General features: G+C 62.9%; 12 protein-coding genes. 1 reads left to right on the forward strand and 11 read right to left on the reverse strand.

The features are described 5' to 3' along the window. Positions 1 to 610 precede the first annotated feature (610 nt). From ACQ4WR_RS05920 to ACQ4WR_RS05970, 11 genes are all read right to left on the reverse strand, one after another. Positions 611 to 2,026 carry a mannose-1-phosphate guanylyltransferase/mannose-6-phosphate isomerase gene (locus tag ACQ4WR_RS05920; RefSeq protein ID WP_436485928.1) on the reverse strand — a complete coding sequence of 472 codons (1,416 nt, stop codon included), beginning with the start codon at positions 2,024 to 2,026 and terminating at the stop codon, positions 611 to 613. 428 nt (positions 2,027 to 2,454) lie between these two features. Then, entirely contained in the window at positions 2,455 to 3,918 is a 1,464-nt protein-coding gene (gene rng, locus ACQ4WR_RS05925) for a ribonuclease G (protein ID WP_034747098.1), read from the reverse strand. 43 nt (positions 3,919 to 3,961) lie between these two features. Further along, positions 3,962 to 4,582, reverse strand: coding sequence for a Maf family protein (locus tag ACQ4WR_RS05930; RefSeq protein WP_436485929.1), 621 nt, complete (start codon positions 4,580 to 4,582; stop codon positions 3,962 to 3,964). 8 nt (positions 4,583 to 4,590) lie between these two features. Further along, positions 4,591 to 5,061 carry a 23S rRNA (pseudouridine(1915)-N(3))-methyltransferase RlmH gene (gene rlmH / locus ACQ4WR_RS05935; RefSeq protein WP_034747108.1) on the reverse strand — a complete coding sequence of 157 codons (471 nt, stop codon included), beginning with the start codon at positions 5,059 to 5,061 and terminating at the stop codon, positions 4,591 to 4,593. Between the two features lie 6 nt (positions 5,062 to 5,067). Next, positions 5,068 to 5,757 (reverse strand): ribosome silencing factor, encoded by a 690-nt coding sequence (rsfS, locus tag ACQ4WR_RS05940; RefSeq protein WP_102294237.1) that lies wholly within the window; start codon positions 5,755 to 5,757, stop codon positions 5,068 to 5,070. Beyond that, entirely contained in the window at positions 5,758 to 6,441 is a 684-nt protein-coding gene (gene nadD / locus ACQ4WR_RS05945) for a nicotinate-nucleotide adenylyltransferase (protein WP_436485931.1), read from the reverse strand. Beyond that, positions 6,438 to 7,352 carry an oxygen-dependent coproporphyrinogen oxidase gene (hemF, locus tag ACQ4WR_RS05950; protein WP_436485933.1) on the reverse strand — a complete coding sequence of 305 codons (915 nt, stop codon included), beginning with the start codon at positions 7,350 to 7,352 and terminating at the stop codon, positions 6,438 to 6,440. The genes nadD and hemF overlap by 4 nt, the downstream gene beginning before the upstream one ends. Before the next feature lie 140 nt (positions 7,353 to 7,492). Beyond that, a complete protein-coding gene (locus ACQ4WR_RS05955) occupies positions 7,493 to 9,043 on the reverse strand; it encodes a class I SAM-dependent methyltransferase (RefSeq protein WP_436485935.1) in 1,551 nt (516 codons plus the stop codon). Between the two features lie 114 nt (positions 9,044 to 9,157). Continuing rightward, positions 9,158 to 9,964 carry a hypothetical protein gene (locus ACQ4WR_RS05960; RefSeq protein WP_436485937.1) on the reverse strand — a complete coding sequence of 269 codons (807 nt, stop codon included), beginning with the start codon at positions 9,962 to 9,964 and terminating at the stop codon, positions 9,158 to 9,160. Between the two features lie 124 nt (positions 9,965 to 10,088). Continuing rightward, complete coding sequence (purD, locus tag ACQ4WR_RS05965; protein WP_436485939.1) at positions 10,089 to 11,357, reverse strand: phosphoribosylamine--glycine ligase; 1,269 nt, start codon at positions 11,355 to 11,357, stop codon at positions 10,089 to 10,091. A gap of 70 nt (positions 11,358 to 11,427) precedes the next feature. Further along, positions 11,428 to 12,153 (reverse strand): YebC/PmpR family DNA-binding transcriptional regulator, encoded by a 726-nt coding sequence (locus ACQ4WR_RS05970; protein ID WP_092796020.1) that lies wholly within the window; start codon positions 12,151 to 12,153, stop codon positions 11,428 to 11,430. Positions 12,154 to 12,338: 185 nt separating this feature from the next. Here ACQ4WR_RS05970 and ACQ4WR_RS05975 point away from each other — a divergent pair, with 185 nt between their 5' ends. Then, positions 12,339 to 14,810, forward strand: a complete 2,472-nt coding sequence (locus ACQ4WR_RS05975) for an alkaline phosphatase D family protein (RefSeq protein WP_436485940.1) — start codon at positions 12,339 to 12,341, stop codon at positions 14,808 to 14,810. The last annotated feature ends 135 nt before the right edge of the window (positions 14,811 to 14,945 follow it).

The raw sequence follows: 14,945 nt of genomic DNA on the forward strand, positions 1-14,945 counted from the left end.
GATGCGCTTTCTTGGAAGCGCGCGCCGCATGCAGTTCCCAGGAGATAACTCTGTGGAAGCACTGGAGCTGGTCGGCGCGTCTTTCAGGTCGCCTTCCGGAGCCATCAAGTATCTAGGCCTTGCACGTAAATAACGTCGCACTTGTTCGCTGCCGCGATGATGCTGATATTAATGTCCGAGCCAAGCGCGATACGACTCCCGGCACCAGCCCGATTAGCGGCAGCATGCGTGAGTGTATAGGCTGAAGGTTTTTTTGTGCGCCGTCGCCTCGACCGGTGAGCGCCTGGTTAAACTTGCCCCGCACCTACAAGCAAGCTGTTATTCGCCAATGTCCACGGTGGCTGTGGAACATCGAAGCGTGTGCTCGATGTAGCATATGCAGGCCAAGCCAGTCGCCAAGTGCCGATATGCTACAGGAATGGCGCGAAAACGCGGCCGATACGGCATTACTGCAGCTAAGTAAGCCCGAATAAATGACTGTGATTTCTGACTGCCATAAACCGGTGCTCTGCGGCGTTGCTCACTACGAGCAGTCAGCGCCTTGCATAGCATCCGGTTCTGTTCTTCATCAATTCACACTAATTTCTCGAGGATTACTGCGTGAGACTCGTCAGACGCGTCCATAAGTATCCTGGAAGCGCACGATATCGTCCTCCCCAAGATATTCGCCACTTTGTACTTCGATCATTACCAGATTTAGCATGCCTGGATTTTCCAGCCTGTGCTTGTGGCCCGCAGGAATGTAAGTAGATTCATTGGTTCTGACGAACAGTTCATTATCACCATTGACTACTTTCGCCATGCCGCTGACAACGATCCAGTGTTCGCTGCGATGATGGTGCATTTGCAGCGACAAGGAGGCTCCCGGTTTGACTTCGATGCGCTTGATCTTGAAGCTGGCGTCTTCTTCAAGCACGGTGTAAGTGCCCCATGGACGGTGTGCCGTGAGATGGTGTTTGTGCGCTTCGTGCCCTTGCGATTTCAGTTTTGCGTAGAGATGCTTGACATCTTGCGTGCGGGACTTGTCTGCCACCAGCAAGGCATCGGGCGTATCGACGATGATGAGATTATCGATGCCCACCGCACCAACGACGCGTTTGTCGCTGTGGATATAGCAATTGGTAACATTATGCAAAATTGCCTCGGCATCGATGCGATTGCCGTCGGCATCTGGCGCCGAAAGGTCTGCCAGGGCACTCCAGGAGCCAATATCGCTCCAGCCAATGTTGCATGGAACCACTGCAACTTTGCTGGATTTTTCCATGACGGTATAGTCGATGGAGTTGTCGGGAACTTTTGCAAAGCTGTCGGCGCCGAGTTCGATTTCCTTGACGCCCTTGCCTTCCACATTACGGGCCTGCGCCATGCAGGTGCGCGTGGTCGAGAGAATGTCTGGACAGTACTGCTCCATTGCTTCCAGCATGCTGCCGGCAGTAAAGCAGAACATACCGGAGTTCCATAAGAAGCGGCCGGACTCGAGATATTCCACAGCTTTTTCATGCGATGGCTTTTCGACGAAGCGCAGCACCTTGCTGCCGTCCGCCTCAATGTAGCCGTAGCCGGTCTCCGGCGCATCTGGCTGAATACCAAAGGTGACCAGATTGCCTTGCTGCGCCAGTACGGCTGCCTCAGCGACGGCATCGACGAATGCTGCCTGATCGGCGATCAGATGATCTGCTGCCAGGACCAACAAGACGGCATCGGCACCATACGTCTCGGATACATGCAGTGATGCGGCAGCAATGGCGGCTGAAGTATTGCGGCCAAAAGGTTCGAGGATAAATGAGGTCGGTAGTTGTGTCTGATTGACTTCGCCGAATTCGTCTTTGGTCTTGAAGAAGAGTTCACGATTGGTGACGGTCAGGATTTCCTCGACACCTGGCAACGCAACGCCACGCAGGAAAGCCTTTTGCAACAGGCTTTGCCCATCCGCCAGGCGAATGAAAGGTTTTGGGTGCAGATCACGGGAGACAGGCCAAAGGCGCGAGCCTACACCACCGCATAAAATAGTTGGAACTAAACGCATGACTCTCTCTTATTTTCTTCAGTTAATTTCTTTTTGACGATACAGCGCCACTGGCAATAATGTCCACCGGCGCGCGCACAAACACATGCAGTAATTATAAGTCACAGCCCATGTCCCTACACACACCTCTGGGCGGCCAGGGCAGATCATCGGATGTCGTTTGATACTCGTGCGCCTGCGACAAGGCTAAACATCCCGAAACCTTATTTGCAGCCGAGATTGGATGACACGGTGTCTGCCGTCGCAGCACGACGTTGCGGCGATGCCTGTGCCACAACGACGACGAGCCTTGCCCGGATCGCTACCTGCGCGATGCAGTCTACCCTATCCAATGCTCGCCAGTAATGCCTCCCTGGCTTGCTCGCTGATTATTCGCGCATCCTGACTGATGCGTCAACGTCATATGTGTAAACGCAATTGCTTGAACGCTACATCAAAATCACGTCGTATTGCTCCTGGTGGTAGGCGTTCTCCACCTGCAGCGAGATTTTCTTGCCAATGAAATCACCGAGCATGGCCAGGTGCTGCGATTCTTCTTCCAGGAACAGATCCACGACTTCCTGCGAGGCTAGGATGCGGAATTCGCGCGGGTTGAACTGCTTGGCTTCGCGCAGCAGTTCGCGCAGGATTTCATAGCAGATGGTGCGCGAGGTTTTTACCTGGCCCTTGCCGGCGCAGGCGGGGCACGGTTCGCACAGGATGTGCGCCAGCGATTCGCGCGTGCGCTTGCGTGTCATTTCGACCAGGCCCAGCGGCGAGAAGTTGCTCACCGAGACTTTGGTGCGGTCGCGCGACAAGGTGCGTTTGAGTTCGGCCAGCACGGCGTTGCGGTGCTCGGCATTGTCCATGTCGATGAAGTCGAGGATGATGATGCCGCCCAGGTTGCGCAGGCGCAGCTGGCGGGCGATGGCGTGCGCCGCTTCCAGGTTGGTCTTGAAGATGGTGTCGGCGAAATTGCGCCCGCCGACGAAGCCGCCCGTGTTGACGTCGATGGTGGTCATCGCTTCCGTCTGGTCGACGATCAGGTAGCCGCCCGATTTCAGGTCGACCCGGCGCCCCAGCGCGCGCAGAATTTCCTCTTCCACGCCGTACAGGTCGAACAGCGGGCGCTCGCCCGTGTAGTGCTGCAAGCGGGTCAGTTCGCTGGGCGTGTAGATTTCCGCGAATTCGCGCAATTTCACGTAATTTTCGCGCGAATCGACCTGGATGGTGGCCGTTTCATCGCCGACGAAATCGCGCAGCACGCGCTGCGCCAGGCTCAAGTCCTGGTGCAGCAGGCTGGTGGCGGGACGCGTGCGCGCGCCGTGCGTGATCGTGCTCCAGGTTTTTCTCAGGTAGTCGACGTCCGCCTTCAGGTCCGCATCGGACGCGTCCTCGGCCATGGTGCGCACGATGTAGCCGCCTTTTTCATCGGGCGGCAGCAGGCTTTGCAGGCGCACGCGCAATTGCTCGCGCTCCGCTTCCTTTTCGATTTTTTGCGAGATGCCGATGTGCTTGTCCTGCGGCAGGTACACCAGCATGCGCCCGGCGATGGAAATCTGCGTCGACAGGCGCGCACCCTTGGTGCCGATCGGGTCCTTGATCACCTGCACCGTCAGCACCTGGCCGTCAAAGAGGATTTTTTCGATCGGCGCCGGCGTGGCGTTCTGGCCATCGTGGCCGCGCGCTTCCCAGATGTCGGCCACGTGCAAAAAGGCGGCGCGTTCCAGGCCAATGTCGATGAAGGCCGACTGCATGCCCGGCAACACCCGCACCACTTTGCCGGAATACACATTGCCGGCCAGGCCGCGCGTGAGCGTGCGCTCGATGTGCAATTCCTGCACGGCGCCCTGCAGGATGAGGGCGACGCGCGTTTCTTGCGGCGTGATATTGATCAGGATGTCTTCGTTCATGGAGGCGCGGGAGTGGAGGCAACGAATGACATCATACCCGGGATCAGGGCAGGGGCAAACCTGCCAGTCGCAGCAACTGTGCGGTTTCGTACAGGGGCAGGCCCATGATGCCGGAATGGCTGCCTTCGATGTGCTCGACGAACAGCGCGGCGCTACCCTGGATGCCGTAGGCGCCGGCCTTGTCGTAGGGTTCAGGCGTGGCGCAATACGCGGCGATCGAGGCCGGCGACAGCACGCCGAAGCGCACTTGCGACACCTGCGTGCGCTGTTCGGCGAAATCCTTGTAGTGCACGGCGATCGAGGTGAGCACCTCGTGCGTGCGGCCCGACAGCTGCTGCAGCATGGCCACCGCTTCCGCGCGGTCGGCTGGCTTGCCGAGGATGACGCCGTCGATGGTGACGGTGGTGTCGGCCGCCAGCACGGGGCGCGGGGTCAGGTGGCGGCGGCGAACCAGGTCCCACGCAAAGGCGGCTTTTTCATTCGCCACGCGGGCGACATAGTCGAGCGCCGATTCGCCAGGGAGGACTTCCTCGGTGACGTCGGCGCCGCGCGGGCCGTCGCTGCGCAGCAGCAGCAATTCGAAATCGACGCCGATCTGGCGCAGCAGTTCACGCCGGCGCGGGCTTTTGGAGGCGAGGTAGATCTTGTGATCAGCCGTTTTCATGGGGGAGTTCAGACGCGGTGATAGGGGTGGTTTTGCGTGATCGACCAGGCGCGGTACAGCTGCTCGGCGAGGATCACGCGCACCACGCCGTGCGGCAGGGTCATGCTGGAGATGCGCAGCATGCCTTCGGCACGTGCCTTGAGTTGCGGATCGAGGCCGTCGGCGCCGCCGATCAGAAAGGCGGTGTCGCGGCCATCCTGCTGCCATGCCATCAACTGCTGCGACAGGCCGACGCTGGTCAGGTCCTTGCCGCGTTCGTCGAGGGCGATGATGCGCACGCCCTTGGGCAGGACGGCTTCGATGCGTTCGCGTTCCAGCGCCATCGCCGTGGCGGCGGTCTTGCTGCCGGAACGCTCCACCGGCTTGATTTCTTTCAGCACGATGCGCAATTCCGGCGGCATGCGCTTCGCGTATTCCGCGAAGCCCGTCTCTATCCAGGCCGGCATTTTATGGCCGACCGCAGCGATGATGAGCTGCATCGAGGCTTACGCTTCGACTTTTTTGATACGCTTGATCACGGTTTTTGCCGGTGCAGCATCGGCTGCCGGCTTGGCCGCGCGTGGCGCGCGCACTTTTTTCTCCGGCAGCGCTTTCAAGGCCTTGACGGCAGCCGCCTCGGTCTTGGTTGGCGCGACTTTCACGGTCTTGCCGACGGCTTTGGAAGCGGTGGCCTTTTTCGCCGGGGCTTTCTTGGCGGCGGTGGCTGCCGTGGCTTTCTTGGCCGGTGTCTTTTTCTCGATCACGGGCGTCGCTTCCACGTTCGCCTTGCTGGCAGCCAGATGGCCGCTGACCTTTTTCGGCTCGTCGCCGGCGGCTTTTTTCGGCGCGCGCTTGGCGGCACCCAGCTTGACCGGCGTGTCGCCCCAGATTTCTTCCAGGCGGTAGTAGGCGCGGATAGGCGCTTGCATGATGTGGACGATCATGTCGCCCAGATCGACCAGCACCCATTCACCGGTGTCCTCGCCTTCCATGCCGATGATGTCGCCGCCGGCGTCCTTGACCTTGTTGCGCACCGAGGCGGCCAGCGCCTTGGTTTGGCGGTTCGAGGTACCGGAGACGATCGCGATGCGGTCGAACAGGCTGGTCAGGTGGCTCGTTTCGAAGACAGCGATGTCTTGGCCTTTGACGTCTTCAAGGGCGTCAACGACGAGGGTTTGCAGTTTTTTGATGTCCATTTAGCTTTTGTATAAATTATGTTGTTCAATATAGTCTAGCACTAGCGGGGAAACAAGCGAGTTTGCCCGATTCCCCCGTTGTAATGCCGCACGTATTTCGGTGGCGGAGATATCCACCGCGAAGTCCTGTGCCAGATAAGTCAGACCGTGCGGCGTGTTGCGGATGCTGTCCAGTGTCCCCAGGCGGCGCGAAAACTCGTCGGCGACCACTTGCGGCACTGCTGTGTCATTCAGCGCGAAGCCGGGGCGGGCCGCGACGCAGATATGCGCGTATTCAAATAATTGCTGCCATTCGCGCCATGTCGCGAGCCGCTGCAGCTGGTCGGCGCCCATCAGGAAAACGATGGAAGCGCGCGCACCCAGCTCGGCGCGTACCTGGCGCAAGGTATCGATGGTGTAGCTGGCCTGGCCATGTTCGCTGCGCTCGATTTCCTGGCGGTCGATCACCACCGGCAAGGGCAGGCCGGCAAAGGCCAGGCCGGCCATCTCGGCGCGCTGCTGGCCGCTGGCGCCCAGCTTGCTCTTTTGCCAGGGCGCGCCGGCCGGAATCACGCGCAGCTCATCGGCGTGCAGCAGGCTGGAAAAATGCGTGCCCAGCGCGACATGCCCCATGTGCACCGGATCGTAGCTGCCGCCGAGCAGCGCCACGCATGCCGTACTGCCCGCCGTGCCAGCTTCCGTCACGCCTGCAGCCAGTCGCGATGCACGAGGAAGTCAGTATACAGCGCCGCTTCCGGACTGCCCGCTTCCGGGTGCCAGTCGTAGCGCCACTTGACCACGGGCGGCATCGACATCAGGATCGCCTCGGTGCGGCCACCCGACTGCAGGCCGAACAGGGTGCCACGGTCGAACACCAGGTTGAACTCGACATAGCGTCCGCGCCGGTAGCACTGGAAATCGCGTTCGCGTTCGCCGTACGGCGTATCCTTGCGGCGCGCCACGATCGGCACATAGGCGTCGATGAAGGCATCGCCGGCGCTGCGCAGCATGGCGAAACTGTCGTCAAAGCCCAGGGCATTGAAGTCGTCGAAGAAAATGCCACCCGCGCCACGCGCTTCGCGCCGGTGCTTCAGGTAGAAATAATCGTCGCACCAATGCTTGAACTTCGGATGCAGTTCCGCGCCAAACGGCGCCAGCGCATCATGGCACACCTGGTGGAAGTGCTTCACGTCGCCCGCGTCGCCATAATACGGCGTCAGGTCCATGCCGCCGCCGAACCACCATACGGGGTCGCCATCGGCATTCACGGTGCTGAAGAAGCGTACATTCATGTGCACCGTGGGCGCGTACGGATTGCGCGGATGCAGCACCAGCGACACGCCCATCGCTTCCCATGCCTTGCCGCCCAGTTCAGGGCGCGCGGCCGCTGCCGATGGCGGCAGTGACGCGCCGGTGACGTGCGAAAAATTCACGCCGCCCCGCTCGAACACATTGCCTTCCTCGATCAGGCGCGAAATGCCGCCGCCGCCCTCGGGGCGCTGCCAGGCATCGGTCAGGAAGGGCTTGCCGTCCTGCGCTTCGAGGGCCTGCACGATACGGCTTTGCAAATCGAGCAAATAGGCCTTGACGGCCGAAGGAGAGGGAGTTGACGACATCGCGTGGGCCGACGAGGCCGAAATAAAAAAGTAAGGACGGATTGTACCCTGTTACGCGTTTTTGTGATAGGGCGGCGCTGGCGCCGTGGTTTCGAGGCTGGCCGGGAAGCGCTGCCCGGCCAGCTTCCCGGCGTTGCCGGCTACAGCATGCGCAACTGCTTGAGCACGGGCAGTTTGTCGCGCAGGAATTCATCGATGGCCGCATTGAGCAGCAGCTGGTGTTCCTGTTCGTCGGCGCATGCGACACCATCCTTGAGCAGCCTGCGCCCGCAGCGCGCCATGGCGCTGGCGGCCTGCGCCTGCAGGCGGGCCAGTTCCGGTGGTTCGCGGTCCTGGGTCAGCACGGAAAACAGCAGCCGGTCGAGAAATTCCGTGTCGATGCCGCTGCCCGTCAGGGGCGAGCACAGGGGGCGGTAGTCGTCGCCGTAGCGGATCTGCGCGGCGATGCCCTGGTTCAGGCGGTGCGCCGTGATGCCGCCACTGTCAGCCTGCGCGTCGCCCCTGAAATACATGACCACCTGGCTGCCCGTGACCAGCATGGCCGCCACTTCCGCCAGGCTGTGCAGGCTTTGGCCGTGCAGGGTGTCAAGCGCGGCCAGTTCCGCCAGATTATGCGGACGCCGCGCCAGCGCGTCGCAGACGGCGCCGTAGACTTGCTCGTTGCCCGTCACGGTGCCGGCCTTGGTCTGGAAGGAAAAGACCATCTGCTCGCGTGGCACCAGCATGGCCAGGTGGACGCCGGCCAGGCATTCGGCCTGGCGCACCGCGCCCATGCGCCGTGCGCCGCGCACCAGCACGTCCTTGCGGAAGCTGGTGTTGAAAAAATAGTCCTTCATCGTTTCGCGCATCGCCGCGTCGGGCAGCAGGTCGATGGTGGCCTGCTGTTCGGCATTCAGGTACAGCGCCGGGAAGGTGAAATGCAGGTCGGACGAGCCGGCGAAATCGAGCTTGGCGCGCGCCACGTCGCGCATCACGTCGGCGTGGTACAGCGGTTCCCAGTTCTGGTTCAGGTACTCGTGCACGCTGTAGTGCGGATCGCTTTCAATGAGTTTCTCGAGGCGCGGCGCCAGCGCGGGATTGGCCGTGATATAGCCGGCCTGCAGGTTCTGCAACTGCTGCACGTAGGCGATGCCGGCCTGCATTTGCATCTCGCTGCGGCCCGGGAAGTGGGCGGCAAACTCCAGCAGCAGGCGTTGCAGGGGCAGGGCGCAGCTCCATCCGGGCATGGCGTTATAGCTGAGCGAGACGATGCCACCCGGTTTCAGATAGCGCGCGATGAAGTCGACGATATGCTGGCGGTTCTCGCGGCTGACCCAGGTGTAGATGCCATGCAGGGTGATGAAGTCGAACTGCGGCAGCCCGTCCACGCGGCCTTGCGCCAGTTCCTCGAAGCTGTTTTCCAGCAGGGTCAGGTTATCCAGCTGGGCCGTTGCGGCCAGCGCGCGCGCGCCGGCGACATGGGCCGGATTGAAGTCGTTGCCGTAGAAGCGCCCATTCGAATTGGTGGCGGCCAGCACGGTGAGCGTCAGGCCACGGCCAAAGCCCAGCTCGAAATAATTGTAGGGCTGATCCAGCGGCACCGGCTCGACGCCGTTGAGGATGCAGCTGAAATTGAGGTGATGCGGACTCAGGTCGCTGTAAAAACCATTGGTGTACTCGATATCCGACACATATCCTTCATTCCAGGCCATGGTTTCCCCGCGGTGGTGGCAAAACAGCAGTATGCCATCAGCGCCGCCGCTGCGGGGCCGCCGCAGGCCCCCTGGCGATGAATTTTGCGCTTCGGGCCGTGCCTGCGCCGTGGCCTAGGGTGCCGGCGGCGTGGCGCCGTCCCGCCCCGCGTCCTGCACCACCGTAACGGACAGCGCGGCTCCGGCGCCGGGCACGCGCGCATGCTCCACGGCCTGCGCGGCGCGCTGCTGCAAGTCGCCGCGTTCGATGGTGTTCCCTTTGATGGCTGGCGCGCGCGGCGCGGCATCCTGGCCGCTGACGATGGCCCGGCCGGCAAACGCCAGCACCAGCAGCATCAGCGCGGCCAGCAGCCAGGTGCCCGGGCGCGCGTAGGCTGGGCGCTGCCGGCGCGCCTGGCGCACGGCGCCGTCGACGATGATGCGCGCCAGTTCCGAGCCGTGCTGGCGCGTGCGCAGCGCCTCGAATTGCGGCGCCGTCAGGCTGCCTTGTGCGAGCATCTCGCGCAGGGCGGCGATCGGCGAGGACAGCAGGCGGTCCGCAGGCAGGCTGGCGTGGGCGGCGTCGCGCTGCCACTGGTTGATCAGGTTTTCGTCGTACAGGGTGTCGACGGCCTGGCGGTTGACTTGCCGCAGCGCGTCGGCGGCCAGCTGCTGGCGTTGCTGCAGGGCCGCGCCGTCATGCTGGCGCGGCAGCTCGCGCACCCGCTGCAGGAATGCGTCTTGCGGCAGCAGATCCGTGCGCAGCAGCCAGGCCAGGGTCTCTGCGGTATCCGCATTGGCCGCCAGGCGCGGCATGTCGACGTCATCGTCTTCGTCCAGGGCGAGGATGGCCAGTTCGTCCATGGCCTCGTCGAACTGCGTGGCGGTGATCAGGCCGAGCTGGCGCAGTGCGGCAAGGGCGGGATGGGCATGGCTGGTCATGGGCGGCAAATTTGTCAGGGAGACAAAATGTTAGCGCAAAAGTGCGTTTTTCCTGCGCACAAGAAAACAGGGCCGGGGCGGAGTAGCTCCGCGCCGGCCCTGCCGTGTGCCATCAAGAGGCGGATCAGTGCTTCAGGCCGCGCCAGCCGATGTCGCGGCGGTACTGCGCGCCGTCGAAGTGGATTTTTTCCACGGCTTCATATGCCTGCTTCTGCGCCATCTTGATGCTGTCGCCCAGGCCCACCACGCACAGCACGCGGCCGCCGTTGGTGACCAGGCGCTCGCCTTCGATGCGGGTGCCCGCATGGAAGGTGACGGAGTCAGGCGTTTCAGCCGGGATGTCGCCGATCGGCGTGCCTTTGACGGGATCGTCCGGGTAGCCGGCGGCGGCCATCACCACGCCGACAGCCGTGCGGCGGTCCCATTCCAGTTCCACGGCGTCGAGCGTGCCGTTGACGGCGTGTTCCATGACGGTGACCAGGTCGGTCTTCAGGCGCGCCATGATGGGCTGCGTTTCCGGGTCGCCCATGCGGCAGTTGAATTCCAGCGTCTTCGGCGTGCCCTTGTCGTCGATCATCAGGCCCGCGTACAGGAAGCCCGTAAACGTGATGCCATCCTTGGCCATGCCCTGGATGGTCGGATTGATGATTTCACGCATGACGCGCGCATGCATGGCCGGCGTGACGATGGGCGCGGGCGAATACGCGCCCATGCCGCCCGTGTTCGGGCCCTGGTCATTGTCCTTCAGGCGCTTGTGGTCCTGGCTGGTGGCCAGCGGCAGGATGTTCTTGCCGTCGCACATGACGATGAAGCTGGCTTCTTCGCCGGCGAGGAATTCCTCGATGACGATGCGCGCGCCGGCGTCGCCGAACTGGTTATCGGACAGCATCATGTCGACCGCCTGGTGCGCTTCTTCCAGGGTCATGGCAACGACCACGCCCTTGCCGGCGGCCAGGCCGTCAGCCTTGATGACGATGGGCGCGCCCATGGCCTCGACGTAGGCGTGCGCCGGGGCGACGTCGGAGAAGGTCTGGTAGGCGGCCGTCGGGATGCCGTGGCGCTGCATGAAGGCCTTGGCGAAGTCCTTCGACGATTCCAGCTGTGCCGCTTCTTTCGTCGGGCCGAAGATTTTCAGGCCGCGCGAGCGGAACAGGTTGACGATGCCCGCTGCCAGCGGCACTTCCGGGCCGACGACGGTCAGGCCGATGTGCTCCTGCTGAACGAAATCGGCCAGCAATTGCGGGTCGCTGATGTCGAGATTGACCAGGCGCGCATCGCGCGCGGTGCCGCCATTGCCCGGCGCGACATACACCATCTGTATGCGTTCGGACTGGGCCAGTTTCCAGGCCAGGGCGTGTTCGCGGCCGCCAGAGCCGACTACCAGAATTTTCATAGGGACCGTTCGTTCAGTGTGGGTTGCAGGGCGGCGGTGCCGCCCTTGAGGTGTACTGCTTGTTTTTTGCCTAGTTTTCGATCAGGGCGTTGGTGAACACTTCCTGGACGTCGTCCAGCAGTTCCAGCGCATCGATCAGCTTTTGCATCTTGATGGCGTCGTCGCCCGTGTAGACGGTTTCCGTCGCCGGTTTCATGATGACTTCAGCCACTTCGGCCTTGAAACCGGCCGCTTCCAGCGCTTCCTTGACGGCGGCGAAATCGTGCACGGGAGTCAGCACTTCGAAGCCGCCTTCCTCGTCGGCGATGACGTCTTCGGCGCCTGCTTCCAGGGCCGCTTCCATCAGCTTGTCTTCGTCGGTGCCCGGCGCGAACAGCAGCTGGCCGCAGTGCTGGAACATGAAGGCGACTGAGCCTTCGTTGCCCATGTTGCCGCCATTCTTATTGAAGGCGTTGCGTACCTCGGCCACCGTGCGCACGCGGTTGTCCGTCATGCATTCGACGATGACGGCCGCGCCGCCCACGCCGTAGCCTTCGTAGCGGACTTCTTCATAGTTGGCGCCATCGACGCCGCCGCTGCCGCGGTTGATCGCGCGCTGGACGTTGTCTTTCGGCATGTTCGCATCGGCAGCCTTGTCGACAGCCAGGCGCAGGCGCGGATTGGCGGCGATATCGGCGCCGCCCATGCGGGCCGCAACCGTGATTTCCTTGATCAGGCGCGTCCAGATTTTGCCGCGCTTGGCATCGGTGGCAGCCTTTTTATGCTTGATATTGGCCCATTTGCTATGTCCTGCCATGTCGAATCTTCCTTAGACGGGTGTTCAATTGTGGCCGACATTTTAGCATATCGGCCCCTTGCAAAGCGGCATGGCCCCGTCATCAAGCCGACACATTTTGTTGTTAAAGTGATGCGCTTTCATGTTATGCATCATCCCACCACTCGAATAATCAAGATTAAGGGCGCGACATCATGGCAAGTCACATGGATAGACGGCAGTTTCTGAAATTGGGCGGTTTCATTACCGTCTCCGTGGCCACCGTTGGCCTCGCCGCCTGCGGCAGCACCGATTACAGCGACCATGGCGTGCCCCTGGCCAGTGGCAGCGACTGGAAATTCCCGCAAAGCGTGGCCTCGGGCGACCCGCGCGCCGACAGCGCCATGCTGTGGACGCGCGTCGTGCCCGCCAGTTTCGACGCCGTCGCCCCCGCCGTGGCCGGCAAGGAGGAGGTTGCCATACGCCTGATCGTCAGCGCCGCCGACAACACGGCCGCGCTGGGCGGCAACACGGCCCTGGCCGGCACCCCCATCGTCGACGCCAAGCTGCCGCTGAAGGCCGATTTCGACAACACCCTGCGCCACAAGGTGACGGGCTTGCAGCCGGGCCAGGTGTATTTCTACCAGTTCATCGCCGGCGACGTGCGCTCGAACGTGGGCCGCTTCAAGACGGCGCCCGCCGCCACGGCCGACGTGCCGCAGCTGCAGTTCGCCTACCTGACGTGCCAGGACTGGAGCATCAACCACTGGGGCGCGCTGTCGCACATCGCCGCCAATGAAGCGCTCGATTTCATCGTCCACCTGGGCGACTACATCTATGAAACCGTGGGCGAAGCGTTCCAGAGCGGCGCCGTGGAAAGCCGCCACGACCGCTTGGTCCTGCCGGAAGGCACGTTCAAGAGCGGCACGTCCGGCGCGAAATACGCGACCACGGTGGCCGATTACCGCTACCTGTACAAGAAGTACCGCACCGACACGCGCCTGCAGGCCGTGCACGAGCGCTTTGCCTTCATCGCCATCTGGGATGACCATGAATTCACGGACGATGCCTGGCAGGACGCGTCCACCTATGAAGGCATCGTGGCGCTTGACGGCAGCGACCTGCACCAGCCGAACCGCCGCCGCAGCGCCAACCAGGCGTGGTTCGAATACATGCCGGCCGACGTCACGTTTGATGGCGCCGCGACGACGTTCCAGAATATCCAGATCTACCGCGATTTCCAGTTCGGCAAGCTGATGCAGCTGGTGATGACGGACGAGCGCCTGTACCGCGCCGATCATGCGATTCCCGAATCGAGCATCAATCCCGCCACGGGCAAGCCGCTGGGCAGCATCGGCAGCCGCTACCTGGTGCCGCAGGCGCTGTTCGACAGCGTGGAAGGGCAAAAGATGGCCGCCGCCACCAAGGCGGGCGCGGACCCGCTGGCCGTCGTCGGCATGCTGGGCAGCACGCAGCGCGACTGGTGGAAGGGCAAGATGAAGGCGGCCACCTCGACCTGGAAGCTGTGGGGCAATGAAGTGTCATTGTTGCGCATGGGCCTGAATGGCACCGATGCGATTGCCACCTTGCTGGCCCTGAGCGCCATGGGCAAGGTGGGCCAGGCCATCGCCAGCACCTTGCCCTTGGTGGGCGGCAGCGTGCCGCTGGCCTCGGCCATCGTGGCCGCTGCCACGGCGGGCGCCGCGCAAAACGTGGCGCAGGCGGCGGCCATGGCCATTGCCGGCGCGGCAGCCAATGCCGGTGCGCAGGGCGCGGCCGCCATGGGCGCCGGCTTGAGCGCGGCCCAGGCCGGCATCACGGTGGCGGCGTACAACAGCGCCTCGCCGGCGGCCGCGGCGCAAGTGATCGCCTTCGGCTGGATCAAGCCCGACGTGCAGGCCAAGGGCGCCGCATCGAGCTTTGTCGCCGCGTCAGGCCAGCAGGCGGCGCTGGCGCCGTTCTTCACGCGCTTCCTGCTCAATTGCGACCAGTGGGATGGTTACAACAGCGAGCGCAAGAACCTGATGGCGCACCTGAAAAACAACGCCATCGGCAACGTGGTGGCCATTACCGGCGACATCCACTCGTTTTTTGCCGGCACGGTCAGCGACGATTTCGACGCGGCCGGCGGCGGCACGCCCGTCATGGTGGACCTGGTGTCGGCGGGCGTGAGTTCCGATTCCTTTTTCAGCTACCTGAAGTCGGCGGCCGGCAGCATGGGCGACATCGGCACCCTCGTCAGCTATCCGCTGGCCATTCCCGTCACGGGCGTGGGCACGGTCAATCTCGACGTCAACCTGCTCGACTACACCATGGGCAAGGCGGCGCCGAGCGTGGACAGCCTGCTGGAGCAGCTGCGCGTGCAACTGCGTGGCGCCCTGGCGGCCAAGGGCGTGCCGGAAGCGCAACTCGACGCCACGGTCGCCGCCGTGCAGGCTGGCTTGAAAGCGAGCACCGACTTCAGCGTGACCCTGCTGGGCCTGGCGCAGCAATTGTCCGGCCTGGGCAATAACCCGTGGATCAGGCATCTGAACACGGATGCGCAGGGCTACACCGTGGTGACCCTGACGCCGGGCAAGCTGGTGGCGCAGTTCAAGCAGGTCAACAAACTGGTCGGCACGGCGGCGCCTTCGAACGTGATTGCGCGCGTGACGACGGCGACCGTGACGGCAGGTGCGGCGGCGGTGGTGGTGGCGTAAAGGCAGTTAGGTAGGTCGGATTGGCGTGGCAAAGCCGCGCGTAATCCGACAACATGGCTGGCGCGGCTGGTGGTGTCGGCTTGCGATTTTGGGATGTCTCCTAGCACTGGGGTGTTGTCGGGTTACGCCCTTTGG

It is taken from the genome of Janthinobacterium amylolyticum, from assembly GCF_051380655.1.
Taxonomy (GTDB): domain Bacteria; phylum Pseudomonadota; class Gammaproteobacteria; order Burkholderiales; family Burkholderiaceae_D; genus Janthinobacterium.

Excerpts from the sequence above, each read along its gene's own strand:
- ACQ4WR_RS05920 (WP_436485928.1), bottom strand. The coding sequence starts at position 2,026 with ATGCGTTTAGTTCCAACTATTTTATGCGGTGGTGTAGGCTCGCGCCTT.
- rng (WP_034747098.1), bottom strand. The coding sequence starts at position 3,918 with ATGAACGAAGACATCCTGATCAATATCACGCCGCAAGAAACGCGCGTC.
- ACQ4WR_RS05930 (WP_436485929.1), bottom strand. The coding sequence starts at position 4,582 with ATGAAAACGGCTGATCACAAGATCTACCTCGCCTCCAAAAGCCCGCGC.
- rlmH (WP_034747108.1), bottom strand. The coding sequence starts at position 5,061 with ATGCAGCTCATCATCGCTGCGGTCGGCCATAAAATGCCGGCCTGGATA.
- rsfS (WP_102294237.1), bottom strand. The coding sequence starts at position 5,757 with ATGGACATCAAAAAACTGCAAACCCTCGTCGTTGACGCCCTTGAAGAC.
- hemF (WP_436485933.1), bottom strand. The coding sequence starts at position 7,352 with ATGTCGTCAACTCCCTCTCCTTCGGCCGTCAAGGCCTATTTGCTCGAT.
- ACQ4WR_RS05955 (WP_436485935.1), bottom strand. The coding sequence starts at position 9,043 with ATGGCCTGGAATGAAGGATATGTGTCGGATATCGAGTACACCAATGGT.
- ACQ4WR_RS05960 (WP_436485937.1), bottom strand. The coding sequence starts at position 9,964 with ATGACCAGCCATGCCCATCCCGCCCTTGCCGCACTGCGCCAGCTCGGC.
- purD (WP_436485939.1), bottom strand. The coding sequence starts at position 11,357 with ATGAAAATTCTGGTAGTCGGCTCTGGCGGCCGCGAACACGCCCTGGCC.
- ACQ4WR_RS05970 (WP_092796020.1), bottom strand. The coding sequence starts at position 12,153 with ATGGCAGGACATAGCAAATGGGCCAATATCAAGCATAAAAAGGCTGCC.
- ACQ4WR_RS05975 (WP_436485940.1), top strand. The coding sequence starts at position 12,339 with ATGGATAGACGGCAGTTTCTGAAATTGGGCGGTTTCATTACCGTCTCC.